Source organism: Amycolatopsis sp. NPDC004368, assembly GCF_053602515.1.
Genome location: NZ_JBSGDT010000018.1, coordinates 55557 through 78635 on the forward strand (window position 1 = coordinate 55557; position 23079 = coordinate 78635).

Sequence of the window (23079 nt, forward strand, 5' to 3'; positions counted from 1 at the left end):
CCGATCCGTCAAGATCGCGGGAGCCGCCGGCGGGAGGGCACGGCGGTGAGCGCCGTGAACAGCACCGCGGCGAGCTGGGCCAGCAGCAGGAGGCTGCGCTCGGTGCCCGGGAACGCGAGCGAGACCTCCGACGTCTGCGGCGGGATCGACACCGCGACCTGGTGACCCCACGCGGGCACGATCGGCACGGGCTTGCCGTTCACACTGGCCTGCCAGCCGGCTTCCTGCTCGGCGGCGAGCACGAGCAGCCGGCCGGTGGGGCCGTCGGAGGCGCGCAGCCGGACGTCGGGCAGCCGGGCGTCGACGGGCGAGACGCCGGCCGACGCGCCGGGCGCGCCACCACCCGTCACAGCCGCCTTGGCCAGCTCCGGGGAGATCAGCGTGACCTCGCCGGCCGGGGGCAGGAGCCGGACCACGGGCCGGCCGTCGGACATCGGGGCGGCGGCGGTGATCAGGTCGCGGGCCGGCGCGACGAGGGCCTGGGGGTCGCTGCCCGCCGGCAGGGCCACGTACTCGACGCCGGAGATCGCGGCGGCCGCGACGGCCGACTTCACGGCGTTCGCGTCGCCGGTGAGCAGGTCGCGGCTCCAGCCGGCGAGCCGGTCCGGGGTGCCGGCGGTCGGGGCGAGCTGGTCGTCACCGAAGAGCGGGAGGCGGCCGCCGGTCTGGCGGGTGAGCGGGCCGAGGTCGAGCACGGCGCGCCCGCTGTGGGCGAGTTCCGCGGCAACCTCGGGCGCGAGCGCCGCGCGCGGCCGGGCGGTGAGCGGGCCGTCGTGACCGGCGCCGGCCGCGCCGACCCCCAGCGCGACCAGCACCACCACCCCGGCGGCGCCGGCGACCTTCGGCAGCCACGGCGCGGGCACGCCCGCTGAACCACCGCGCTGCCAGGTCGCGAGCACCGCCCACAACAGCCCGGCGCCGACAACCAGCAGCGGCACCCCCGTGAAGCCGGTGGCGGTGGGTCCGCCCTGCAGCGGCGTGACCGGCACCTGCCGCACGAGCACCACGGCCGCCACCCCGAGCCCGGCGAGCGCGAGACCGCCGGCGACCTGTTTCGTCGGCCGCACGACGAGCGCGACCAACGTCGCCGCCAGCACCGCGACCCCGAGGGGCCACCCACCCGGCCCACCCGGCGTGAGTCCGGCCAGATCGGCACCCGACGCGGGCGCGGCCGGGCCACTCAGGCCGTGAAGGAGCAGCTCGGGGTGCTTGATCAGCACCGTCGGCCACGGCAGGAGCAGCACGAGCGGCAGGATCACCACGATCACGACCGAGGCCGCGCGCCGGGCGAGGCCTGTCGGGGCCGGCAGCACCACGAAGCCGAGCAGCAGGCCCACGAGCGCGAGGGCGTGGGCGAGCGGCGAGAACGCGCCGAGCACCGCGACGCCGAACGCCGAGAGCGCCGACACGTGCAGCCAGCGCGTGCCCGGGCGGGTGAGCAGCCGTGCGATGCCCGCGACGACGAGCGGCAGCACGACGTGGACCACCACCACGTCGAGGCGCCCCTGCGCGACCGACGCGGTGGCAGCGGGTAGCAGCGCGTACGTCGCCGCGACCACCGCGCGCACCCAGCGGCGCACAGGCAGCTTGCGCGTGGCCGCGTACGCGCTGAGGGCGGCCAGCGGGATGTCGCCGATGAGCAGGATCGCGACGAGCGCGGCCGGGCCGCCCAGCGGCGCGAAGATCGCGCCGAGGGTGCCGAGCACGGGCAGCGTCGCGGAGGCGGGCGCACCCGTGCCGCCCGCGATCGCGTGCCACGGCGCGAGGTAGGTGGACCAGACCTCGCCGAGACTCCCGACCGGCAGCAGGCCACCGCCGGAGAGGTCCAGGCCGAGGCGGCCGCGGTTGACCACGAACGCCAGCGCGGTGAGCAGCACGAGCAGCACCACGGGCGGGGCGAAGATCGTCGCGGCCAGCACGCGGCGGCGGTTCACCTCCACGAACACGAGCCCGGGTTCGCGCGCCGGCGCCGGACGCGGGGCGGGCGAGGGCTTCGGGCCTTCGTCGGTGATTTCCTCCGCCGTCCGCGCGTCTTCCTCCACTGGAGGTTGTTTCGTCGGACCGGCCTGCTCCGTCGGCACGGCGACGGCCACGACCGTGCCCGGCCGGCGCAGCCCCGAGCCGCGGGAACTCAAGCCCCGCAACGCTCCCGCGGGCAGCGCTTCCGGTCCGACGGGCCGGCGGTCGGCGGTGCCGAGGGCTTCCGGCGCGATCCAGGCGGGCTCCTCGGTGACCCCTTCGGGGACCGTGCCGAGCGCGACGTCGCTCTCCACGCCCCGGCGCACGAGCCCGACGACCCCGGCGCGCACGGCGTTGCGCAGCCGCGTGCCCCGGCCGACGAACAGCCCGCGCACGGTGCCGGGGCGGGGTGACTCCCGGCGTTTCGCCCGCGCCGCACGGAGTTTTCCGCGGCCGCGCGTGAGGTAGCCGAGCGCCGACAGTTCCGCGCCGGCTTCGGCCGGACGCCGCAGGACGAAGAAGACGAGCGCGCGCAGCAGCAGGAGCACCGGCAGCCGCACGAGCCCGAACCAGAACGAGAACGCCGAACAGTTCACCAGGAACACGCGCAGCCCGTGCGACCGGTTCACCGCCGCGAGCGAACGGCCGGCGGCGTCGGGGGTGCGGTGGCCGTTCGACAGCGCCCGCGCGTGACGGACGCGCGCCGCGGGCACCGAGAGCACCAGCGCGCCGGCCGCGTTGGCGCGCCAGCCGAAGTCGAGATCCTCGCGCAGCAAGGAGAAGTCCTCGTCGAAGCCCCCGAGGGTGTCCCAGAGTTCGCGCTGCACCAGCGATCCCGCGCTCGGCGCCGCGAGCACCTCACCCGGCTCGGCACCGGGCGCGGCCATCTGCTGGCGGTGCCCGGACGCGTCCGTGGACAGCCCCGCCTCCACGATCAGCCGCGGCTCGGCCCAGTCCAGCCCCAGCGCCCCGAGCACCTTCGCCGAGGGCGCCGCTTCGGCGGCCTTCAGCAGCTGCTCGAGGCAGTCGGGTTCCGGCGCGCAGTCGTCGTGCAGCAGCCACAGCCACGCACCCGGGTCGCCCCACCGCTCCACCGCGTGCGCCACCGCCGCCGCGATCGCCGCAGCGAACCCAGTTTCACTCGAAAGAGTGATGACGCCGGAGAGCACCGGCTGCGAATCGGGCCCTGCCGCGACACCTCCGGGCTCGGCCGCCTCGGCGAGCAGCTTCGCGGTGAGGTCCGTGGACCCCGTGTCGACCGCCAGCACGTGCCGGGGCCGCACTGTGCTGCGCCGCAAGGAAGAAAGCGCGAGCGGCAGCCACTCTTCGCCGTCGTGACAGACCACAATGGCCAGAACGGGCAACGTCCGCACAGCGGACGCAGCGACGGTGCGGGTCAACAACCACTCCAGGTCAGGCTGCGGGCGGGTGCGGCCACCCTACGGCTTCACCCGCACCCGCGGCGCCGGACCCACACGGGCCGCACCGCCGGTCACCGCTTCGCGCGAATCACTTCGCGCGAATCACACTGACGTCCTCGCCACACCACCGGATCCACGTCCACGCACTGGGATCCGCCCACCCACCGACCACATGGGACACGCCCGCACGACGGCACAACAACCGCCACACACACCCGGTCACGCCGTGACCGCCACAGAACCTTCGAGGGAAATACCGCAACCGCGCCTGGGACTGACTCGCTCTGCACCCCTGTACCCAACCCGCCCCAACCCCAAACCAGCCGCGCCCGCGTCTTGCGCACGCCGGCCACCAGCCACGAAAAACCCAGCCCTCACACCGGAAAGCGCCTGGTCGACACGGCACAACCACGCAGCCCCGACCCAGCGGCAACTACGGCAAGAGACCCGGTAGTGCCCCGGACACAACGCCTGAGGTTTCACCGGCAGCAGACATCAGCGCAGCGAGATGGGCCGCGCTTCCCGCAGGCCCACCTCCCCCATCACTGCACAGTCGCGCTCGAAAAAGGTGACCACGACTTGGGGGTCCGGGGCGTGCCCCGGACGGGTCTCGGGGTTGCACCCCCAGAAGCACCGGGATCAGCGAGTTGGCCCACTCTTCCAGCGAGCCCACCTCACCCGACATTTCACCGTCGCGACCTGAAAAGGTGACCACGACTGGGGGTCCGGGGGCTCGCCCCCGGGCGGGGTCTGGGGGTTGCACCCCCAGAAGACACCGGGATCAGCGAGATGGTCCGCGTTCTCGGCGGACACACCTCACCCATCGCGGATCCCCCTACACAGCTCGTTTCTTGAGCTTCCGCCGTTCGCGTTCCGACAGACCGCCCCAGATACCGAAGCGTTCGTCGTGCGCCAGGGCGTACTCGAGGCACTCGTCCTTGACCTCGCAGCCCAGGCAGATCCGCTTGGCTTCGCGGGTCGAGCCGCCTTTCTCGGGGAAGAACGCCTCTGGGTCGGTCTGCGCGCACAGGGCGCGCTCCTGCCAGTCTTGTTCCTCCTCGGTGGCATCGAAGAGGTCGGTCAGATCCCCCAGCTCCTGCTCAGGGTTCTCGCCCCAACCCACGACGTGCCCCCACTCCCTCTTTTCAGGCATCGAGTCTGTCCTCGAGCCTTCTGCTTCCAACCGCACGTCCGCCTCCTCGCTCCTACGCACTCCCCAGGCTGGCGGTGGTGAAACGACATCCGCTGTCCCCTCTCGACAGCGAATGACATCACTGTGATTACACCCGTGTAGTGCGGTCAGGTCAAGCGGAGTAGCGAGTTCGGGGGATACCTCGGGCCCATCGCGCAAGGGGACACGCCGAACACTTCACACCGGGCATACGGAAGACTGGTGGGGTGCAGAGATCAGCAGTGCGGCCCAGCCCGGTCTTCATCGGCATCCTCGCGGTCGCGGTCGTCGGCGGAATCCTGGCTGCGTACGGTGATTCCCTCGGACTCAACGGTAACCGGGACCCGCTCTACGTCACCGGTGTCGTACTCCTCGTCGCGGGTGGCTGGATCGCTTCGCTGACCTTGCACGAGTTCGGGCACGCCTTCGTCGCGTACCGCGGCGGCGACGCCGGGGTCGCCCAGAAGGGCTACCTCACCCTCGACGTGCGGCGCTACACCGACCCCGTCCTGTCGATCGTGCTGCCGCTGATCTTCCTCATCATCGGCGGCATCCCGCTGCCCGGTGGCGCGGTGTGGATCAACCGCGGCGCGCTGCGCAACCGCGCGACGTCGTCGTGGGTGTCGCTCGCCGGCCCGCTGTCGAACCTCGGGGTGGGCGCCGCGCTGTGCCTCGTGGCGGCGCTGATCCCGATGTCGCCCGGCCTCTTCTACGGCCTGTCCTACCTCGCGCTGTTGCAGGTGATGACGTTCCTGATCAACATCCTGCCCATCCCCGGCCTCGACGGCTGGGGCGCGATCGAGCCGTACCTCTCGCCGCAGGCGCGGGCGTTCGGCGCGCGGGTGCGACCGTGGGCGCCGCTGGTGCTGTTCGCTCTGTTCTTCGCGTTCCGCCCGCTGTCCGACGCACTCTGGTACGTCGCCGGCCTGATCTTCGACGCGTTCGGCGGCAGTGGTCTCGCCGCGGCCATCGGCCAGCAGGCCTTCCTCTTCTGGCGGTGACCCGAACCCGGGCTCAGGAGAACGAAGCCCAGTGCGAGTGGGTCATCAGCCACTCGTGCGCCCGCTTCCACGCCCGCTTGAGTCCCGAGCGCTCACCGAGGTAGTCGCCCGCCGCGCCCACCACCGGCACCATCCCGAGTGCCCGGTGGTAGAAGCGGCCGCGCGGGCGCTTCTCGAGTTCCTCCGTGATGCCCCACAGCGAACGCCCGAGCCGCCAGAGCGTCCCGGCGGCGGCTCTCACCGTCACCTTGCCGTGGGCGCGTTCGGATTCCGTGAGTTCTTCGGTGAGCCGCGCGGCCTCACTGTCCTCTGCGGACTCGTCCGCGGGCTTGCCGGCGGCGAGCGCCGCGTCGATCTCGCGCTCGAAGAGCACCGCCGCGATCAGCCGCACCCGGCTGCCGACGTCGGTCACGCCGTACTCCCCCGCGATCGCGCACAGCAGCAACCCCTGCGAAGCGGCGCCGAGCGTGTCCTGCACCGGCAGCCGGTCGGCGAGCGCGCCGCCGAGGCCGGGGATCGAGGTGAGCACCGACGTGAGCCGGCCGACGCGGTTGACCCACCAGCCGCAGCGCTCGTCGATGTCCATGCGGGCCCACGCGGCGGTGCCGGGCACCTTCACCGACGTGAGCGCGCCGAGCACCTTTTCCTTGAAGCCGTCGTCGGCTAACTCGTCGTCGCCGGCTTTGCGGGCGCGGCCCCGCAGCCCGAACGGGTCCGACTCGCGCAGTGCGTCGAGCATCGGCGCGCAGGCGCGGACGAACGGGCGCAGCACCGCCACCACGTGCCGGTCCGAAATGGCCTCAGCCACGGAGCTTTCCCTTCGCCGCCGCCGCGCGGCCCAGCCCGCCGCCGAGCACGAGCGCGCCGGGCAGCGCGCTCGCGCCGAGCAGCAGGAGCGCCCGCCAGTCCTGCACGAGCACGAGGTCGCCGCCCGGCCCGGTGAGCCCGATGGCGAACACCACGACCACCCACACCGCGAGCGGCACCCAGGACAGCCCCGGCCGCACGAGTTTCCCGGCCGTGAGCACCAGCCACGGCGTGGTGACCGCGCCGACGAGCGCCGTCAGCGGCAGCGGCACCTCCCCGAGGGTGCCGACGCGCAACGGCAGGAAGAAGACCTCGAGCAACGCCAGCAGCAGGGCGTCGAGGCTGAGCAGGCCCAGGATCAGGCGCTGTTCGGCACTCAGCGGGGCCGGCACGTCACAGCCCGCCGAACAGGTCGGTGTCCGCGCCGGCCGCGTCGCCGTGGGCGAGCACGAAGTACTCGGCGGGCGGGATCGGCTGCGCGATGTCGTTGGTGAGGGCGAAGTGCACGACCTCGCCGTCCGCGCTGTGCGCCACGGTCAGCTGAGTCTCGTGGGCACGCAGGGCCGCGACCTTCGCGTCGAGGTGGGCCGAGGTGTCGAGCACGGTGGTGACCTTCTCATCCGGGGTGCCGGGAAGCTCGTCGTCCTGGGGTACCCGGAAGGGTGAGCCGCCACTCGCCCGCAGTCGCGCGAGCCCCGCGTCGACCGCGGCCCGGGAGTGCACCACGTGGAAGACGCGCTCGACCGAGGCCGCGCGCGGGGCCGCGGCCATGGTGATGTCGTGGGCGCGGATGTGGTCGGGGTGACCGTAGCCGCCGAAGGAGTCGTAGGTGACCACGACCTGGGGCGCCAGCTCGTCGAGCAGTGCGGCCAGCTGCGCCGCCTGCTCATCGGGGCTGCCGCCGGCGAACGCGCGCGGGTGGTTCGCGGCCGCAGTGCCCGCCATGCCCGAATCGCGCCACCGGCCCATACCGCCGAGGTAGGAGTGCCGGGTCACGCCGAGCGCGGCGCACGCGGCCGCGAGCTCGCCCGAGCGGTACCCGCCGAGCTGGTCCGCGGCACCGGACGCCAGCAGCGCGAGCCGCGGCGGCACGATCTCGCCTTCCTCGCCGAGAGTGCACGTGACCACCGAAACCTCGGCGCCCTCGGCGGCGTAGCGGGCGATCGTGCCGCCGGTGGTGATGGTCTCGTCGTCGGGGTGCGCGTGGACGAGCAGGAGCTTTCGGATCACGGCACCAGGTTAATGAACTCCGTCCCCGGCTCCGGGACCCCGGCGTTCTCGTTCCCGGAACGTTCCGCGGCAGGGGTTCCGCCCTCCGCGCCCCGGCGTCCCGGAATGGACTGGACACCCGCTCCGGCCCGCAGTCCGGTAAACGATCGCGGGCGTTCACGAGATCAGGTTAATTCCTTGTCACTTCCGGTTTGTCACGGCTGTATGACTAGTCCATTCGCGGGGTCCACAAAGATGATGACGTCGGTTATTGTCCCCCGAGCCGAATGACCCACCACCCGTGGACGTCCCCGATCGGGGGCAGCGATGATCGAGATTTAGTTACCATGAGTAGTCGATCAACCGCAGAACCCGAGGTGGACATAGGCAAGACGAGATTGCTGTTCCATCACGATCTCACTGAGAGTGTCCGGATCGATAGTTTTGACGCCTGTCCACTGCCTAGGTTGCACGACTACGGTGAGCTAGCTCGATTACATCGAAGCTTGCGGTCAGGAAGAGGTCGCCTCGCAAACCCGCGACGGCGTCGAGCAAGGAGAATGAATGTTAGTGACGACTAGGTCGCGCGCCGCGAAGCTCGGTGCGTTCGTCGCGGGCGCGGCCCTTCTGCTCTCCGCTTGCGGGGGCGGCGGTGGCGGCAACAGCGCGGTGCAGACCGGGCAGGCCTTCGCCGGCTGCGACAAGGACCCGAACACCTGCAACTCGGTTGCCGCGGATCAGCTGCAGCAGGGCGGCGACGTCACGTACGCCATCGAGAAGAACATCCCCAACTGGAACGTGACCTCGGCCGAGGGCAACGTGTTCGAGACGGGCATGGTCACCAAGGGCATCCTGCCCTACACCTTCTACGCGACGCCGGACCTCAAGCCGGTCCTGAACAAGGACTTCGTGGAGTCGGCGGACATCACCAGCACCAACCCGCAGGTGGTCGTCTACAAGATCAACCCGAAGGCGTCCTGGGACGACGGCACCCCGGTGTCGGCCGACGACTTCATCTACAACTGGAAGGTCCAGAACGGCAAGGACTGCCCCGACTGCCAGGCCGCCACGACCTCGGGCTACGACCAGATCCAGTCGGTCGTCGGCTCGGACAACGGCAAGACGGTCACCGCGACCTTCTCCAAGCCGTTCACCGACTGGCGCCAGCTGTGGAGCTCCTCGGGCGCGATGTACCCCGCGCACCTGGCCGCCCAGCACGGTGACACCAAGACCCCGGCCGGCCTCGCCTCGTCGTACAAGTGGTTCGGCGACACCGTGCCGACCTGGACCGCCGGTCCGTTCAAGATCTCGAAGTTCGTGAACAACCAGTCGGTCACCGAGGTCCCGAACGACAAGTACTGGGGCGCCAAGCCGCACCTGTCGAGCGTGATCTTCCGCATCATCACCGACGCCACCCAGGAGCCGACGGCCCTGCAGAACAACGAGGTCCAGGTCATCTACCCGCAGCCGCAGGTCGACCTCGTGAACCAGGTCAAGAACATGCCGAACATCTCCTCCTACATCGGCCTCGGCCTGACCTGGGAGCACTTCGACTTCAACCTGAAGTCGCCGGGCCTCGACAACAAGGCGCTGCGCCAGGCGCTGTTCACGGCGATCAACCGCAAGGACATGATCGCGAAGACGGTCGGCCAGTTCACGAACAAGGTCGAGCCGCTGAACAACCACAACTTCATGCCGCAGCAGCAGGGCTTCAAGGACGTCGTGTCGTCGACCGGTCAGGGCACCGGTGACATCGACAAGGCGAAGAAGATCCTCACGGACGCCGGTTACAAGCTCAACGGCACGCAGCTGCAGGACCCGTCGGGCAAGAACGTCGGCCCGTACCGCATCCGCTACACCGTCGGCAACCAGATCCGCCAGGACGAGTGCGAGCTGTTCGCGGCGGCTGCCAAGCAGCTGGGCATCACCGTGAACGTGTCGCCGACCGACGACCTCGGTGACACCACCACCAAGGGCGACTACGACATCATCGTGTTCGCCTGGGTGTCCTCGCCGTTCCCGTTCGCGGGCGCCGTCCAGAACTGGGTCACCGGTCAGGGCAGCAACTACGGCAAGTACTCCAACCCGCAGGTCGACAGCCTGATCGCCCAGGCCAACACCGAGACCGACCAGGCCAAGGCCACGGACCTGCTGAACCAGGCCGACCAGATCATGTCCGACGACGCGTACGTGCTTCCGCTGTACCAGAAGCCGACCTTCATCGCTTCGTCCGACAAGATCGGGAACATCCGCAACAACTCCACGCTCGACGCCCCGGTCTACAACATGGCGGAGTGGGGCCTCCGCAAGTGATCACCACCCGGTAGATTCCGCGGGTAGATTCACGCAGGACAACCGGTGAGGGGCCGGCACATCGCCGGCCCCTCACCGCATGTCCGAACCGTCAAGTCCGCTTCATCCCGAACTCCAGATTTGCCTCTCTCGTCGCCCCGGCCCTGCCACCACAAGCGGCGGGTTCGCGGCAGAACCACCAGAGCAGGAAGACCTCCATGCTTGCCTTCGCACTGCGCCGGCTCTTCGTCTCGGTGCCGATCCTCATCGTGTCGACGTTCCTCGTCTTCGTGATGGTGTCGCTCTCGGCCAACCCGTTGAGCTACCTGATCCAGAGAAACCCGCCCCCGCCCCCGCAGACGATCGAGCTCGAGCGGATCCGCCTGCACCTCGACCAGCCGATCCTCGAGCGGTACTGGCACTGGATCACCGGGGTCCTCAGCGGTGACTTCGGCCCGTCGGTGCAGTCGAACCTGAACATCGGCCACGAGGTCTTCGTCCGCTTCGGCGTGACCCTGCGCCTGATCGTGCTGGCCATGATCGTGGCCCTGATCCTCGCTGTGGTCATCGGCGTGATCAGCGCGGCCCGCCAGTACTCGAAGTTCGACTACACCGCGACCTTCTTCGGCTTCCTGTTCCTGTCGATGCCGTCGTTCTGGTTCGCCATCGTGCTCAAGCAGATCGGCATCGGGATCAACACCTCCGTCGGCGACCAGGTCTTCTACACGATCGGCTCCTCGTCGGTGATCACACCCGACGGGTTCGGGGCACAGCTCGGCGACGTCGTCGGCCACCTGATCCTGCCGACCATCTCGCTCGCGCTCACGAGCTACGCGGCCTGGAGCCGCTTCCAGCGCGCGTCGATGCTCGAGGTCCTCAACAGCGACTACGTGCGGCTCGCCCGGGCCAAGGGCCTGCCGCGCTGGACCGTGACCCGCCGGCACGCGCTGCGCAACGCGCTCATTCCGCTCACGACCGTGACCGCGCTGGACATCGGCGCGATCCTCGGCGGTGCCGTGGTGACCGAGACCGTGTTCCAATGGCAGGGCGCAGGCACGTTCCTGCTGAACGCGATCCGGCAGAGCGACGTCTACGCCGTGGAGGCGTGGCTGCTCATCGCCGCCACGTTCATCATCCTGCTCAACCTCATCGCCGACCTGCTCTACGGCCTGCTCGACCCGAGGATCCGCTATGCGTGACGAATCGACGACCGAAGAACTGCCGACCGGGGCGGACTCCCGCCTCGACGTCGCGACGAAGCCCGACACCGCTCCCGAGCGCGAGTTCACGGTCAAGGAACGCAGCCAGGCACAGCTGGTCTTCAAGCGCTTCCTGCAGCACCGCCTGGCGATGATCAGCCTGATCGTGTTCATCCTGATCATCCTGTTCGCCTACGTCGGCCCGTTGGTCTGGAAGTTCACGCCGGCCGACATCACCCAGGACAACTCCGCGCCGCCGTCGGGCACGCACCCGTTCGGCACCGACGCGGTCGGTCACGACACGCTGGCCCAGGTGATGCGCGGGACCCAGATCTCGCTGCAGATCTCCGTGCTCATCGCGATCTTCGCGACGATCGTGGGCACCATCTGGGGCTCGATCGCCGGGTACTACCGCGGCTGGATCGACACGGTCCTGATGCGCATCTCCGACCTCGTGCTCACGCTGCCACTGCTCGCCGTCGCCGCCGTGCTGGCCCACCAGGTGGGTGGCACGTGGTGGCTGATCGCGGTGGTCATCGCCGGCCTGTACTGGGCCTACGTGTCCCGCGTCGCGCGCGGTGTCGTGCTCTCCTTGCGCGAGAAGGAGTTCGTGGAAGCCTCGAAGGCGCTCGGCGCGAGTGACGCGCGGATCATCTTCCGGCACCTGGTGCCCAACGCGCTCGGCGCGATCATCGTGAACCTGACGATCCTGGTGTCGATCGGCATCCTGCTCGAGACCGCGCTGTCGTTCATCGGGTTCGGCGTGCAGCCGCCCGACACGTCGCTGGGCCTGCTCGTGAGCAACGCGCAGACCGCGGTCGACACCCGCCCGTGGCTGTTCTACTTCCCGGGCGTGTTCATCATCCTGATCGCGCTGACGATCAACTTCATCGGGGACGGCCTGCGCGACGCGTTCGACCCCCAGCAGACGAAGGTGCGCGCATGACCGAGTACGACACCCGTGGTGGCGGCGACCCCGTCCTCGTGGTGGAGGACCTGAAGGTCCAGTTCCCAACCGACGACGGCGTGGTCAACGCCGTGCGCGGCGTGAGTTACCAACTGCAGCGCGGCGAGGTGCTCGGGATCGTCGGCGAGTCCGGCTCCGGCAAGTCCGTGACGTCGATGGCCGTGATGGGTCTCCTGCCGCGCACCGCCAAGATCTCCGGCTCGATCCGCTTCGGCGGGGTCGAGCTGCTGAAGGCCGGCGAGAAAGAGCTCAACAAGGTCCGCGGCAAGGGCATCGCGATGGTCTTCCAGGACCCGATGACCTCGCTGAACCCGGTGTACACCGTGGGCGACCAGATCGCCGAGGCGATCACCGCCCACCACGACGTGCGCAAGGACGTGGCCAGGAAGCAGGCGATCGACCTGCTCGACCTGGTGCGCATCCCGAACCCGAAGCAGCGCGCGGACGAGTACCCGCACCAGCTCTCCGGCGGTATGCGCCAGCGCGTGGTGATCGCGATCGCCATGGCGAACAACCCGGACGTGATCATCGCCGACGAGCCGACCACGGCCCTCGACGTGACCGTGCAGGCCCAGATCCTCGAAGCGCTGCAGGCGGCGCAGAAGGAAACGGGCGCGGCGATGGTGCTCATCACCCACGACCTCGGCGTGATCGCCGGCCAGGCCGACCGCGTGCACGTGATGTACGCCGGCAAGGTGGTGGAGTCCGGCACCGTCGACGAGATCTTCTACACGCCGCGGATGCCGTACACGCTGGGTCTGCTGGGCAGCCTGCCCCGCCTCGACGTGAAGACCGAACGCCTCACGCCGATCACCGGCTCGCCGCCCGCGACCACGAACATGCCGCCGGGCTGCCCGTTCAGCCCGCGGTGCCCGATCGCGCAGGACATCTGCAACGAGACCGAGCCGCCGCTGGTGCCCGGCCCCGGCATGCAGTTCGCCGCCTGCCACTTCACCGAGCAGGTGATCGGCCGTGACCCGGCCGAGCTGTTCAGCGCCACTTCGGCCGACACGGCTGCCGTCCCGGTCACCGTCGACGCCGCGACCGACACGGAGACGATCTGATGAGCGAGAACCGGACGCCCGTCCTCTCCGCGCAGAACCTGGTCAAGCACTTCCCCATCCGCGGCGGCGGCGTCATCCGCCGCACCACGGGGGCGGTCCAGGCCGTGTCGGGTGTGTCGTTCGACATCTACCCGCACGAGACGCTCGCGCTCGTCGGCGAGTCGGGCTGCGGCAAGTCGACCACGGCCCGCATCGCGCTGGCCCTGCAGCCGCTCACCGACGGCACGGTCACCTACGAAGGCCGCGACCTGGCCAAGATGTCGAAGCGCGAGCTGCAGCGCCTGCGCCGCGACATGCAGATCGTGTTCCAGGACCCGTACGCCTCGGTGGACCCGCGGCTGCCGGTGAACGAGATCATCGCCGAGCCCCTGCGCATCCACGGCCTCTACGACAACGGCGGCCGCCAGCAGGTCCGTGACCTGATGAAGACCGTGGGCCTGCGCCCGGAGCACGGCAACCGCTTCCCGCACGAGTTCTCCGGCGGTCAGCGCCAGCGCATCGGCATCGCCCGCGCGCTCGCGCTCAAGCCGAAGGTGCTGGTGCTCGACGAACCGGTGTCGGCGCTCGATGTGTCGATCCAGGCCGGTGTGCTCAACCTGCTGAAGGACCTGCAGGCGGAGCTCGGGCTGTCGTACCTGTTCGTGTCGCACGACCTTTCGGTGGTGCGCCACGTGTCCGACCGCATCGCGGTGATGTACCTCGGCAAGATCGTGGAGACCGCACCTTCCGAGGACCTCTTCAACAACCCGACGCACCCGTACACGCAGGCCCTCATCTCGGCCATCCCGGTGCCGGACCCGCGCAAGGAACGCACCCGCCAGCGCATCGTCATCACCGGCGACGTGCCCAGCCCGGCGAACCCGCCCTCGGGCTGCCGCTTCCGCACCCGCTGCCCGAAGTTCGCGAACGAACTCGACGACGCGGGCCGCAAGAAGTGCTCGACGGAAGAACCGCTGCTGGTCGACCACGGCCAGGGTCACCCGACGGCGTGCCACTTCGCCGAGAGCCTGCAGCTGATCTGAGTTCCACTCGACGACGAACGCCCCGGTGCCTTGGTTCGCACCGGGGCGTTTTTCGCTGGTGGCAAAGGAGACTCCCGCGTGATCACCGATCCGACACTCCTGCGCATCGGCGAGGCGGTGCTGCTCGGACAGGGCGGCGACCGGGCCGCCGCGCGCCGCTCGTTTCCGAAATCTGGGCCGAAATCGGTGGCGTGCAAGGAGATCCGCTGCACCGGTGCACACTCGCCCACGCCATGGCCGATGTGCAGGACGACGTACACGAAGAACTGCTCTGGGACGAGCGCGCCCTGGCGGCCGCTCAGTACCTGACCGACACCCGCATGGCGGAGGCCGGACTGACGCTGACGGTGGCCGGGTTGTCGCCCTCCCTGCACCTCAACCTGGCCGAGTGCCATCGCAAGCTGGGCGATCTCAGCCGCGCGCGCCACCACCTCCACGAGGCGGAGGCGACGATCGACGCTCTGGGCGACGACGAGTACGGAGAGCTGATCCGGCAGGGCCTGCGGCAGATCGCCGATCACCTGCGCTGATCCACCGGGCGCGAGGCCCTCAGCTCGTGCCGCGCGTCCAGTTCACCGCCGAGCCGAACGGGCCCAGCATCGGCGGCCCCGGCGTCAGCCCGGAGATTCCCTTGCCCACCGCCAGGGTCTCGGCTTCCTGGAACAACGGGATCACCACGTTGTTCGACCACAGCTCGGGTTCCAGGGTCTTCAGCGCGTCGGCCAGGGTGGTGGAGCCGGTGAGGGCCGAGTCGATCGAGGCTTGGAGGCTTTCGTCGCACAGGCCGGCGGAGTTGGCGGGTACCACGGGCTTCGTCTTGTCCGGGGTGGCCTGGTCGGGGGCGCAGCCAAAGGTGGACGCGAGCACCGTGGCCGGGTCGCCGCCGACCGGTTGGGGGACCACGGCGATGTCGACGCCGACGTTGCCCCCTGCGTCGGGCTGCTGCTGGCCGTCGAGCACGGGCATGGCGAGCAGCGACGCGAACAGGTCGCGTGGCTCGGGCTTGATGGTGTTGACCTGCACGCCGCCCGCGATGAGCTCGTCGGAGAGTTCCTTCGCGATCGACGCGTAGGGCTCTTCCTCCCCCGGCGAGGCGACGACCAACGACAACGTCTTGGTGCCCTTGCGCCAGACGCCGGCTTCCTTCGTGTAGCCGGCGGCCTTGAAGTAACCCTCGGCCTTCGTGAGGTCGGGCGCGGCGGGCGGACCGGCCGGGATCGTGGCCGCGTAGCCGGCGCCGGTGGGCGGGATGACCTGGGCGTCGGCCTTCAGCGCGGCCGCCGGACCGCCCATGGCGCCCGCCGCGATGAGCTTGCCGCGGTCCAGCAGGGCCGCCACGCCCTGGCGGACCTGGCGGTCGGAGAGCGCCGCGCTGACGGGCCGCAGCAGCACGGTGGCCACCGTGGGCCGGGGCAGGGTCGTGAGCTTCACGGCGGAGCCGAGCTCGTTGAGCAGCTGCAGGCCGTTGGCGTCGGTGCGGGTGATCGAGAACTGGTCGTTGCCGCTGCGCAGCGCGGCGGCGATGCCCGATGGGTCGGAGCGGCGCAGGACCAGGTTGTCGACGGCCGCGGGCTTGTCCCAGTAGCGGTCGTTGCGCTGCAACGTCACCTCGCCGCGGGCGGTGTCGATGGTCTTGATCGCGAACGGTCCCCCGACGGCCGGGAAGTTCGTGGCCAGCGCGGCCTGCCAGCCGCCCGGCAGGTCCTTGAGCAGGTGCTGCGGGAGCAGGTTGTCGAACAACGTCTGCCACGCCGGGTACGGCTTGCTGAAGGTGACCTCGACGCCCTTACCGCCGTCGCGCGACTCGATGTCGCTGATGAGCCGGTAGCCGGCGGGCTCGATCACGCCGGGCTGGGTCTTCATGGCGTCGGCGAGGTAGGTGAAGTCCTCGGTGGCGATCGGCGCGCCGTCGGACCACGAGGCCTCGGGGCGGATCTCGTACTTCACCGTGAACGGCACCTGCGACACGACCTCGGCCGAGGTCATGAGCGTCTTGTCGAGCGTGCGCTTGCCGTCGTCGGACTGGCGGAACACCGAGGGCAGCAGCAGCTGCGACAGCGCCGAGGTGACGGTGGACGAGTCGGCGAGCGTGTGCGGGTTGTAGCCGCCCACCACGTCGTCGATGCCCACCACGATCTGCGACGGCGCGGGCTGCGTGGTCGAGGTCGCCGGCGGCACCGACGTGACCACCGGGGGCGGCGGCGTGTTCGAGCACGCGGCGAGGAGCGCCCCCGCGAGCGCCAGCACCGGCGCCGCCTTGCGTCCCATCCGCACGCGTACCCTCCCGATTTCCCCACGGTCCGAGCCGACATGCTGCCACGCCGGAGCCCGCTCGGCACCGAGATTCCCACATCCGGCCGGACCGGCCGACACCGGAGTGGATACCGCCAACCGGAGGACGTCCGGGAACGCCGTCCGGTTCCCGCCGGTGAAGAACAGCGAAGGGCGCCGCTCCCCGATGAGGGGGACGGCGCCCTTCGAAGCGAAAGCGTCAGCCGTTCTCGCGGCTCTTGGCGCGCGAACGCTCCTTCGCCCGGGTGTTGATGTCCAGCGTGACCTTGCGCACCCGCACGACCTCCGGCGCGACCTCCACGCACTCGTCGACCGAGCAGAACTCCAGCGCCTCTTCCAGGCCCATCTTGCGCGGGCGGGCCAGCGTCTCCATCACGTCGGCGGAGGACTGACGCATGTTCGTCAGCTTCTTCTCCTTGGTGATGTTGATGTCGAGGTCCTCGAAGCGCGGGTTCTCGCCCACGACCATGCCCTCGTAAACCTCGGCGCCCGGCTCCACGAAGAAGGTGCCGCGGTCGGCCAGCTGGATCATCGCGTACGCGGTGACCGGGCCGGTCCGGTCGGCGACCAACGAGCCGCTGTGGCGGGTGCGGATCTCGCCCGCCCACGGGAAGTAGCCCTCGAACACGTGGTTCGCGATGCCGGTGCCGCGGGTCTCGGTGAGGAAGTCGGTGCGGAAGCTGATCAGGCCGCGCGACGGGAGCACGTACTCGAGCTTGATGCGCCCGGTGCCGTTGCCGCTCATGTCTTCCATGCGGCCCTTGCGCGCCGCGAGCAGCTGCGTGATCGCGCCGAGGTGCTCCTCGGGCGAGTCGATGTACAGGCGCTCGAACGGCTCGTGCAGCTTGCCGTCGATCGTGCGCAGCACCACCTGCGGCTTGCCGACGGTGAGCTCGAAGCCCTCGCGCCGCATCTGCTCGACGAGGATGGCCAGCGCCAGCTCGCCGCGGCCCTGGACCTCCCAGGTGTCGGGGCGCTCGGTCGGCAGCACGCGGATCGAGACGTTGCCGATCAGCTCCTGGTCGAGGCGGGCCTTCACCAGGCGCGCGGTGACCTTGTCGCCGCCGTTGCGGCCGGCCAGCGGCGAGGTGTTCACGCCGATGGTCATCGAGATCGCGGGCTCGTCGACGGTGATCCGGGGCAGCGCCACCGGGTTGTCCGAGTCGGCCAGCGTGTCGCCGATCGTGATGTCCGGGATACCCGCGATGGCGACCAGCTCGCCCGCGCTGGCCTCGAGAGCCGGCACGCGGGTGAGGGCCTCGGTCACGAGCAGCTCGGAGATGCGCACGTTCTGCGTGGTGCCGTCTTCGCGCATCCAGGCCACGGTCTGGCCCTTGCGCAGCTTGCCGGCGTGGATGCGGATCAGCGCGATGCGGCCGAGGAAGTTGGACGCGTCGAGGTTGGTGACCAGGGCCTGCAGCGGCGCGTCGAGGTCCGCGGCGGGCGGCGGCACGTGGCGCAGCAGGGTGTCGAACAGCGGGTCGAGGTTCTCGCTCTCGGGGATCTCGCCGTCGGCGGGCTGCTCCAGGCTCGCCTTGCCGGCGCGCGCGGAGGCGTAGACCACGGGCAGGTCGAGGATCGCGTCGTGGTCGGCGTCCTCGATGTCGCTGGCCAGCTCCAGGAGCAGGTCGTGGGTCTCCTCGACGACCTCGGAGATGCGGGCGTCCGGGCGGTCGGTCTTGTTCACGACCAGGATCACCGGCAGGCCGGCCTCGAGGGTCTTGCGCAGCACGAAGCGGGTCTGCGGGAGCGGGCCCTCGCTCGCGTCCACGAGCAGCACGACGCCGTCGACCATCGACAGGCCGCGCTCGACCTCACCGCCGAAGTCGGCGTGGCCCGGGGTGTCGATCACGTTGATCGTGACCTGGCCCTCGGGCGTCTGGCGGTGGATGGAGGTGTTCTTCGCGAGGATGGTGATGCCCTTTTCCCGCTCGAGTTCACCGGAGTCCATCACGCGGTCGACGATCTCGGCTCGCTCGGCGAAGGCACCGGACTGCCGGAGCATGGCGTCGACCAGGGTGGTCTTCCCGTGGTCGACGTGTGCGACGATGGCGACGTTGCGCAGGTCGGGCCGCGTCTTGCCGGACGCACGGCCGGGTTCGACTGCGGTGGCGCTGGCTGCGGGCACGCGAAGACTCCTGAACTTCAAAGGCGGGTGGGTGGCCGCGTCGCGGGCGGATCGATGGCCTCCACCAGAACGGCTTCGCCACCTCAACCGGCATCGTGACCGGCTTTGGCCACACGCGGACTTCATCAGGGTACCTGTAGCCGAAGTGTGAGGACCGCCACGCCCCACAATCGGTTAGGCTCACCTAACCTGAAGCATCGAGAATTGCCGTCGAGGACGTGGGAGCCCAACGTGGGCAAAAAGGACAAGAAGCAGCCGGACGACCCCCGCGCGGTCGTGCGCAAGCTGATGAAGGCCGGCAAGGTCAAGAAGAAGTGCTGCCGGTCGTCCTCGCGGTGCAAGAAGTGCCCCGTGCTCGCCTTGAAGAAGGCGAAAACGGACCTCTCCGCCGCGGCCTGAACCTGGAGCTCGACCCTCGGCCGGCGGCCACAGTTCCGCCAGGTTTCACCGGCCGTTTCCGGCCGGTGGCCCCGGTTTCCGCCCCGAACGCGGTCAGTGCGGCACGGCCTCGTTGACCAGCCGCAGCTCGGGCGCCGTCTTCGTCGGCGAGAACTCGATCACCTCGTACTGGGCGAGGTGCTGAGTCGCGAACGGGTCGGTCGCGAGGATGGCGTCGAGCTTCCCGCGGGCCATCGGCCGCGTGATGATCACACCGCCCGTGCGCGGCTTCTGGCGGCCGGAGGCGAGGAAGTGCCCGCGGTCGTACTGGGTCGCCAGCCACTCGGCGTGGTCGGGCAGCGCGAGGTCGATCTCCTCGATGGGCGCGGTGTAGGTGAGCAAGACGACAAACATGGTTCGACGGTAAACCGTGTTCTGCCCCACGGCACCCGCAAGTGTTCTAAGGTGTGCTCCATGTTCGCGCACAGCTCCCAGTGGTGGCCGCCCTCCGGCGGCCCCGAAGCTCTGCGCTGAAACCAGCGAAGGCCGCCCCGGTGGGCGGCCTTCTCGCTTGTCAGGCGGGTCTCCTCCCGGGGCACACACCCAGGAGAGGAACCCCCGTGGTCCAGTTATCCGGCATCACCCCGTCCGGCCACGTGCAGCTCGGCAACCACCTCGGCGCACTGCGGCGCTGGGCGGCCGAGGGGCAGCCCGACGACCTGTACTTCGTGTCCGACCTGCACGCCATGACCACGGCCCACAACCCCGCGAAGCTGCGCGCGCTGGCCACCGAGCAGCTCGCCGTGCTCGTGGCCACGGGCATCGCGCCGGAGCGGGTGTTCGTGCAGTCGGACATCGCGAAGGAGCTGGGCGCGCTGACGTGGGTGCTCGAGTCCACGTGCACCTACGGCGAGGCCGCCCGGATGATCCAGTTCAAGGAGAAGTCCAAGGGCCAGGCCGGGGTGCGGCTGAGCCTGCTCACCTACCCGGTGCTGATGGCGGCCGACATCCTGCTGCAGGGCGCGTCGAGGGTGCCCGTGGGCGAGGACCAGCGCCAGCACGTGGAGCTCACGCGGGTGCTCGCGCGGCGCTTCAACACCACCTACGGCGAGGTCTTCACCGTGCCGGAGGCGACACTGCCGCCCGCCGGCGCACGGGTGAAGGACCTGGCCGACCCGACGCGCAAGATGTCGAAGTCCGCTCACGACGCCGTCGGGGTGATCTTCGTGCTCGACGATCCGGACCAGGTGCGCCGCAAGATCCGCCGCGCGCGCACCGACGGCGGGTCCGTGCCCGCGTACGCCCCGGAAAGCCGGCCGGGCATCGCGAACCTGCTGGACATCCTCGCCGCCTGCACCGGCGGCGACCCGGCACAGCTGGCCGACGCGTACCCGTCCTACGGCGTGCTCAAGGACGCCGTCGCCGACGCCGTGATCGAGGAGCTGCGGCCGGTGCGGGAACGCACGCTGGCGCTGCTCGCCGACACCGCCGAGCTCGAACGCGTCCGCAAGGCCGGGGCCATCCGGGCCGCCGAGCGGGGCGAGCACCGGCTGACCTCGGCGCTGCGCCTCATCGGCGCCGGCTGAAGATCTCACGACGGCGGGTTTTCCTTGCCACGGCAGGGAAAACCCGCTCGTCAGCCGAGGAGCAGCGCCCGCAGCGCCGGGATGAGCCCACGGTCCGCCGGCAGCCAGTCGACTTCGTCGAGCTCGTCGGGCCCCACCCAGCGCAGCGCCGTGTGCTCGACCGCGCGTGGTTCGTCGCCCGGGGAGATGAGCGCGGCGGAGTACACGCGCAGCACCTTCCCGCCCGGCAGCGGCACCTCTTCGCCGACGCGACCGCCCACCGTGACGGCCACGTCGAGCTCTTCCTGACACTCGCGAGCCAGCGCGTACGAGTCGCTCTCGCCCTCTTCGACGCGTCCGCCCGGCAGTTCCCATTGTCCCGCGTGGTGCGGCGGCCACGCCCGCTGCTGCGTGAGCAACTTCCCGTCGCGCACCAGCGCCGCCCCGACGATGACCCCGTCCATCGGCCCAGTCTCCCGCACGGCGTTCACCCGCGCGCCGCGGCCCGATCCGCGCGCCACCTGACCTCGAAGCGCGCACCACCGTCCGGCGATTCCCCCACCCGCACGCGCCCGCCACGGCGGCGTACGGCCTCGGCAACCATCGCCAGGCCGAGGCCCGTTCCGCCCGATGAGCGCGCGCGGTCGTCGGCCACGCGGTAGAAGCGGTCGAACACCTTGGCCCGGTGCTCGGGCGCGATGCCGGGCCCGTCGTCGTCCACCACCACGCGCACGTCGGACCGCGAGGCGAGCACGGACACCACGATCTGGCCGGCGGCGTAGCGGCAGGCGTTGCGCAGGAGGTTGTCGAGCACCAGCTCGACCTCCGAGTGCGTCGCCATGGCCCAGGCCTGCGCGACGGCGGCGCTCACCCGCGTTTCGGGCGCACCGGCCGGCAGCCGGTGCACGGCCGCGCGGACCTGGCTGACCAGGTCGACCGGTTCGGTGGGCGGCACCTCGCCGGCGTCGGAGCGGGCCAGTGACAGCAGGCCGTCGAGCAGGGTCGAGAGGCGTTCGGCCTCGGCGAGGATGTCGGTGAGCGTCTCCTGCGCCAGCTCCGGGTTCGGGTTCGTCACGGCGACCTCGGCCTGCACGCGGATCGACGCGACGGGCGAGCGCAGCTCGTGGGCCGCGTCGCCGGTGAAGCGGCGAAGCCGGCTGCTCACCTCTTCCTGGCGGGCCAGCAGCGCGTTGAACTCCTCGGCGAGCGCGCGCAGTTCGTCGTTCGACGTCGGCAGCGGCAGCCGCGAGCCCGGCGGCAGCGAGCGCACCAGGCCGCGCATGCGCGCCACCGGCCGCAGCGCGAAGCGCACCACCAGCCAGGTCGCGAGGCCCGCCACGACCGCGCCGACCAGCGCGGTGAGCACCAGCCACAACCCGCCGGAGTGGACCGCCGCGGCGAACCCCACGAGACCGGCGCCTGCGACCACGAGCCGTTGACTGCCGTCCGGCGCGCTCACGACCTGGCCCCGCCACCGGTCGCCGTCGGTCTGCACGGCCACGCCCGCCTTGAGCTCCCCGATCGCGTCGGCGCTCAACGGCGGCCGCGGCAGACCGTCGACGGGTCCGCCGGAGATGTCGAGCACCCGCACGGAAACCGGGTCGGCCCCGGCCGGCGGCCGGCCCGTGGCGACCGACGCGGACGCGGGTCCGAGCGCGGCCGTGAGCTCGTGGTCCACCGAGTCGACGAGCAGCGGTTCGAGCCGGCGGGCGGCCAGTGTGGCGAGGCCGAGCAGGCAGACCAGCGTGATCGTGGTGGCCAGCACCGTGATGCGGACCTGCAGCGACCGGCCTCGCCACCACGACGGTGAGCCGATCACAACACCTCGTCCAGCTGTGTGTCGGACGCGAGGTAGCCGTGGCCGCGCACGGTCCGCAGCAGGGCGCCGGCGCCGACCGCGTCGAGCTTGCGCCGCACGTAACCCACGTAGACCTCCACGAGATTGCGCGTCACGGCCTGCTCCTCACCCCACACCGCGCGCAGCAGCTCGTCCTTCGTGACGACCGTGCCGGCGCGTCCCACGAGCACCTCCAGCAGCCCGAACTCGCGCGGCGACAACGGCACCTCGGCGCCGTCCCAGCGCACCTGCCGCAGCGCGCGGTCCACTTCGAGCGCGCCGAGCCGCAGCGTGCCGCGGGACGCCTCGGGCCCGGCGCGGCGCAGCACCGCGCGCACCTGCGCCACCAGCACGACGAAGGAGAACGGCTTCACGACGTACCCGTCGGCACCGAGGTCGAGGCCGTCGGCCTGGTCGATCTCACCGTCCTTGGCGGACACGAGCAGGACCGGCGTCGTCACGTTCTCCGCGCGCAGCTGTTGCAGCACGCGGTAACCCGAGAGGCCGGGCAGCATGATGTCGAGCAGCACCACGTCGAACGCGCCGGTGCGCGCGAGCCGCAGCCCGGACGGTCCGTCGGCCGCCGTGACCACGTCCATGTCCTCCGCGCGCAGGCCGCGTTGCAGCGCCTTGAGCACGCCCGGCTCGTCGTCGACCACCAGCACCCGAGGTTTCACGAGTCTCATCATGGCCGGTTTGCGCAGGTCGTGCGCGAGCTCTCAGCGCGATCTCAGCGGCGGGGGCCGAACATTCAGGGGTATCTCAGC

General features: G+C 70.6%; 20 protein-coding genes. 9 read left to right on the forward strand and 11 right to left on the reverse strand.

Going from position 1 to position 23079, the window contains the following annotated elements; all coding sequences use genetic code 11:
- Nucleotides 1–8: 8 nt before the first annotated feature.
- Nucleotides 9–3359, reverse strand: a complete 3351-nt coding sequence (locus ACWEOE_RS24235) for a glycosyltransferase (protein WP_452012731.1) — start codon at nucleotides 3357–3359, stop codon at nucleotides 9–11.
- Between the two features lie 856 nt (nucleotides 3360–4215).
- The gene (locus ACWEOE_RS24240; RefSeq protein WP_326838053.1) at nucleotides 4216–4533 is read right to left on the reverse strand and encodes a WhiB family transcriptional regulator; all 318 of its coding nucleotides are present in this window, start codon (nucleotides 4531–4533) and stop codon (nucleotides 4216–4218) included.
- A gap of 260 nt (nucleotides 4534–4793) precedes the next feature.
- Between ACWEOE_RS24240 and ACWEOE_RS24245 the strand changes: the two genes are divergently transcribed.
- Entirely contained in the window at nucleotides 4794–5552 is a 759-nt protein-coding gene (locus tag ACWEOE_RS24245; RefSeq protein ID WP_452012846.1) for a site-2 protease family protein, read from the forward strand.
- A gap of 13 nt (nucleotides 5553–5565) precedes the next feature.
- On the opposite strand, the gene ACWEOE_RS24250 is transcribed toward ACWEOE_RS24245, so the two are convergent.
- The 3 genes from ACWEOE_RS24250 to mshB are packed head-to-tail and all read right to left on the reverse strand — an operon-like array spanning nucleotide 5566 to nucleotide 7589.
- Nucleotides 5566–6360 (reverse strand): hypothetical protein, encoded by a 795-nt coding sequence (locus tag ACWEOE_RS24250; protein ID WP_452012732.1) that lies wholly within the window; start codon nucleotides 6358–6360, stop codon nucleotides 5566–5568.
- Nucleotides 6353–6751 carry a hypothetical protein gene (locus tag ACWEOE_RS24255; RefSeq protein WP_452012734.1) on the reverse strand — a complete coding sequence of 133 codons (399 nt, stop codon included), beginning with the start codon at nucleotides 6749–6751 and terminating at the stop codon, nucleotides 6353–6355. Before ACWEOE_RS24255 ends, ACWEOE_RS24250 begins: the two co-directional genes overlap by 8 nt.
- A 1-nt stretch (nucleotide 6752) precedes the next feature.
- Complete coding sequence (gene mshB, locus ACWEOE_RS24260) at nucleotides 6753–7589, reverse strand: N-acetyl-1-D-myo-inositol-2-amino-2-deoxy-alpha-D-glucopyranoside deacetylase (protein ID WP_452012735.1); 837 nt, start codon at nucleotides 7587–7589, stop codon at nucleotides 6753–6755.
- A gap of 543 nt (nucleotides 7590–8132) precedes the next feature.
- Between mshB and ACWEOE_RS24265 the strand changes: the two genes are divergently transcribed.
- From ACWEOE_RS24265 to ACWEOE_RS24290, 6 genes are all read left to right on the forward strand, one after another.
- Nucleotides 8133–9881, forward strand: coding sequence for an ABC transporter family substrate-binding protein (locus ACWEOE_RS24265; protein ID WP_452012737.1), 1749 nt, complete (start codon nucleotides 8133–8135; stop codon nucleotides 9879–9881).
- A 197-nt stretch (nucleotides 9882–10078) separates the two neighbouring features.
- Nucleotides 10079–11059, forward strand: coding sequence for an ABC transporter permease (locus tag ACWEOE_RS24270; RefSeq protein ID WP_452012738.1), 981 nt, complete (start codon nucleotides 10079–10081; stop codon nucleotides 11057–11059).
- A complete protein-coding gene (locus ACWEOE_RS24275; RefSeq protein ID WP_452012739.1) occupies nucleotides 11052–12005 on the forward strand; it encodes an ABC transporter permease in 954 nt (317 codons plus the stop codon). Before ACWEOE_RS24270 ends, ACWEOE_RS24275 begins: the two co-directional genes overlap by 8 nt.
- Nucleotides 12002–13090 carry an ABC transporter ATP-binding protein gene (locus ACWEOE_RS24280; RefSeq protein WP_452012740.1) on the forward strand — a complete coding sequence of 363 codons (1089 nt, stop codon included), beginning with the start codon at nucleotides 12002–12004 and terminating at the stop codon, nucleotides 13088–13090. Before ACWEOE_RS24275 ends, ACWEOE_RS24280 begins: the two co-directional genes overlap by 4 nt.
- Nucleotides 13090–14112, forward strand: a complete 1023-nt coding sequence (locus ACWEOE_RS24285; protein WP_452012741.1) for an ABC transporter ATP-binding protein — start codon at nucleotides 13090–13092, stop codon at nucleotides 14110–14112. Before ACWEOE_RS24280 ends, ACWEOE_RS24285 begins: the two co-directional genes overlap by 1 nt.
- 233 nt (nucleotides 14113–14345) lie before the next feature.
- Nucleotides 14346–14642 (forward strand): hypothetical protein, encoded by a 297-nt coding sequence (locus ACWEOE_RS24290; RefSeq protein ID WP_452012742.1) that lies wholly within the window; start codon nucleotides 14346–14348, stop codon nucleotides 14640–14642.
- Nucleotides 14643–14661: 19 nt separating this feature from the next.
- Here ACWEOE_RS24290 and ACWEOE_RS24295 read toward each other — a convergent pair whose 3' ends face one another.
- Together ACWEOE_RS24295 and typA are read right to left on the reverse strand one after the other, a co-directional pair.
- Complete coding sequence (locus ACWEOE_RS24295; RefSeq protein ID WP_452012744.1) at nucleotides 14662–16380, reverse strand: ABC transporter family substrate-binding protein; 1719 nt, start codon at nucleotides 16378–16380, stop codon at nucleotides 14662–14664.
- Nucleotides 16381–16603: 223 nt separating this feature from the next.
- Complete coding sequence (gene typA / locus ACWEOE_RS24300; RefSeq protein ID WP_452012745.1) at nucleotides 16604–18532, reverse strand: translational GTPase TypA; 1929 nt, start codon at nucleotides 18530–18532, stop codon at nucleotides 16604–16606.
- Nucleotides 18533–18763: 231 nt separating this feature from the next.
- Between typA and ACWEOE_RS24305 the strand changes: the two genes are divergently transcribed.
- Nucleotides 18764–18931: a hypothetical protein gene (locus ACWEOE_RS24305; RefSeq protein WP_452012746.1), complete on the forward strand. Its 168-nt coding sequence runs from the start codon at nucleotides 18764–18766 to the stop codon at nucleotides 18929–18931.
- 93 nt (nucleotides 18932–19024) lie between these two features.
- Here the strand turns inward: ACWEOE_RS24305 and ACWEOE_RS24310 are convergent, their stop codons facing one another.
- Entirely contained in the window at nucleotides 19025–19324 is a 300-nt protein-coding gene (locus ACWEOE_RS24310) for a YciI family protein (RefSeq protein WP_452012747.1), read from the reverse strand.
- A gap of 206 nt (nucleotides 19325–19530) precedes the next feature.
- Here ACWEOE_RS24310 and trpS point away from each other — a divergent pair, with 206 nt between their 5' ends.
- On the forward strand, nucleotides 19531–20496 hold the full coding sequence (gene trpS, locus ACWEOE_RS24315; RefSeq protein ID WP_452012748.1) for a tryptophan--tRNA ligase: 966 nt from the start codon (nucleotides 19531–19533) through the stop codon (nucleotides 20494–20496).
- Nucleotides 20497–20546: 50 nt separating this feature from the next.
- Here trpS and ACWEOE_RS24320 read toward each other — a convergent pair whose 3' ends face one another.
- Genes ACWEOE_RS24320 through ACWEOE_RS24330 form a run of 3 tightly spaced genes read right to left on the reverse strand, consistent with a single transcriptional unit; the run spans nucleotide 20547 to nucleotide 23001 of the window.
- The gene (locus ACWEOE_RS24320) at nucleotides 20547–20939 is read right to left on the reverse strand and encodes a (deoxy)nucleoside triphosphate pyrophosphohydrolase (RefSeq protein ID WP_452012749.1); all 393 of its coding nucleotides are present in this window, start codon (nucleotides 20937–20939) and stop codon (nucleotides 20547–20549) included.
- A gap of 23 nt (nucleotides 20940–20962) precedes the next feature.
- Nucleotides 20963–22294: an ATP-binding protein gene (locus tag ACWEOE_RS24325; RefSeq protein WP_452012750.1), complete on the reverse strand. Its 1332-nt coding sequence runs from the start codon at nucleotides 22292–22294 to the stop codon at nucleotides 20963–20965.
- Nucleotides 22291–23001 (reverse strand): response regulator transcription factor, encoded by a 711-nt coding sequence (locus ACWEOE_RS24330; protein ID WP_452012751.1) that lies wholly within the window; start codon nucleotides 22999–23001, stop codon nucleotides 22291–22293. Before ACWEOE_RS24330 ends, ACWEOE_RS24325 begins: the two co-directional genes overlap by 4 nt.
- Between the last annotated feature and the right edge of the window lie 78 nt (nucleotides 23002–23079).

Coding starts and splice junctions, on each gene's coding strand:
- ACWEOE_RS24280 (WP_452012740.1), top strand. CDS start 12,002: ATGACCGAGTACGACACCCGTGGTGGCGGCGACCCCGTCCTCGTGGTG.
- ACWEOE_RS24290 (WP_452012742.1), top strand. CDS start 14,346: ATGGCCGATGTGCAGGACGACGTACACGAAGAACTGCTCTGGGACGAG.
- ACWEOE_RS24270 (WP_452012738.1), top strand. CDS start 10,079: ATGCTTGCCTTCGCACTGCGCCGGCTCTTCGTCTCGGTGCCGATCCTC.
- ACWEOE_RS24265 (WP_452012737.1), top strand. CDS start 8,133: ATGTTAGTGACGACTAGGTCGCGCGCCGCGAAGCTCGGTGCGTTCGTC.
- ACWEOE_RS24310 (WP_452012747.1), bottom strand. CDS start 19,324: ATGTTTGTCGTCTTGCTCACCTACACCGCGCCCATCGAGGAGATCGAC.
- ACWEOE_RS24320 (WP_452012749.1), bottom strand. CDS start 20,939: ATGGACGGGGTCATCGTCGGGGCGGCGCTGGTGCGCGACGGGAAGTTG.
- ACWEOE_RS24295 (WP_452012744.1), bottom strand. CDS start 16,380: ATGGGACGCAAGGCGGCGCCGGTGCTGGCGCTCGCGGGGGCGCTCCTC.
- ACWEOE_RS24330 (WP_452012751.1), bottom strand. CDS start 23,001: ATGATGAGACTCGTGAAACCTCGGGTGCTGGTGGTCGACGACGAGCCG.
- ACWEOE_RS24285 (WP_452012741.1), top strand. CDS start 13,090: ATGAGCGAGAACCGGACGCCCGTCCTCTCCGCGCAGAACCTGGTCAAG.
- ACWEOE_RS24240 (WP_326838053.1), bottom strand. CDS start 4,533: ATGCCTGAAAAGAGGGAGTGGGGGCACGTCGTGGGTTGGGGCGAGAAC.
- ACWEOE_RS24275 (WP_452012739.1), top strand. CDS start 11,052: ATGCGTGACGAATCGACGACCGAAGAACTGCCGACCGGGGCGGACTCC.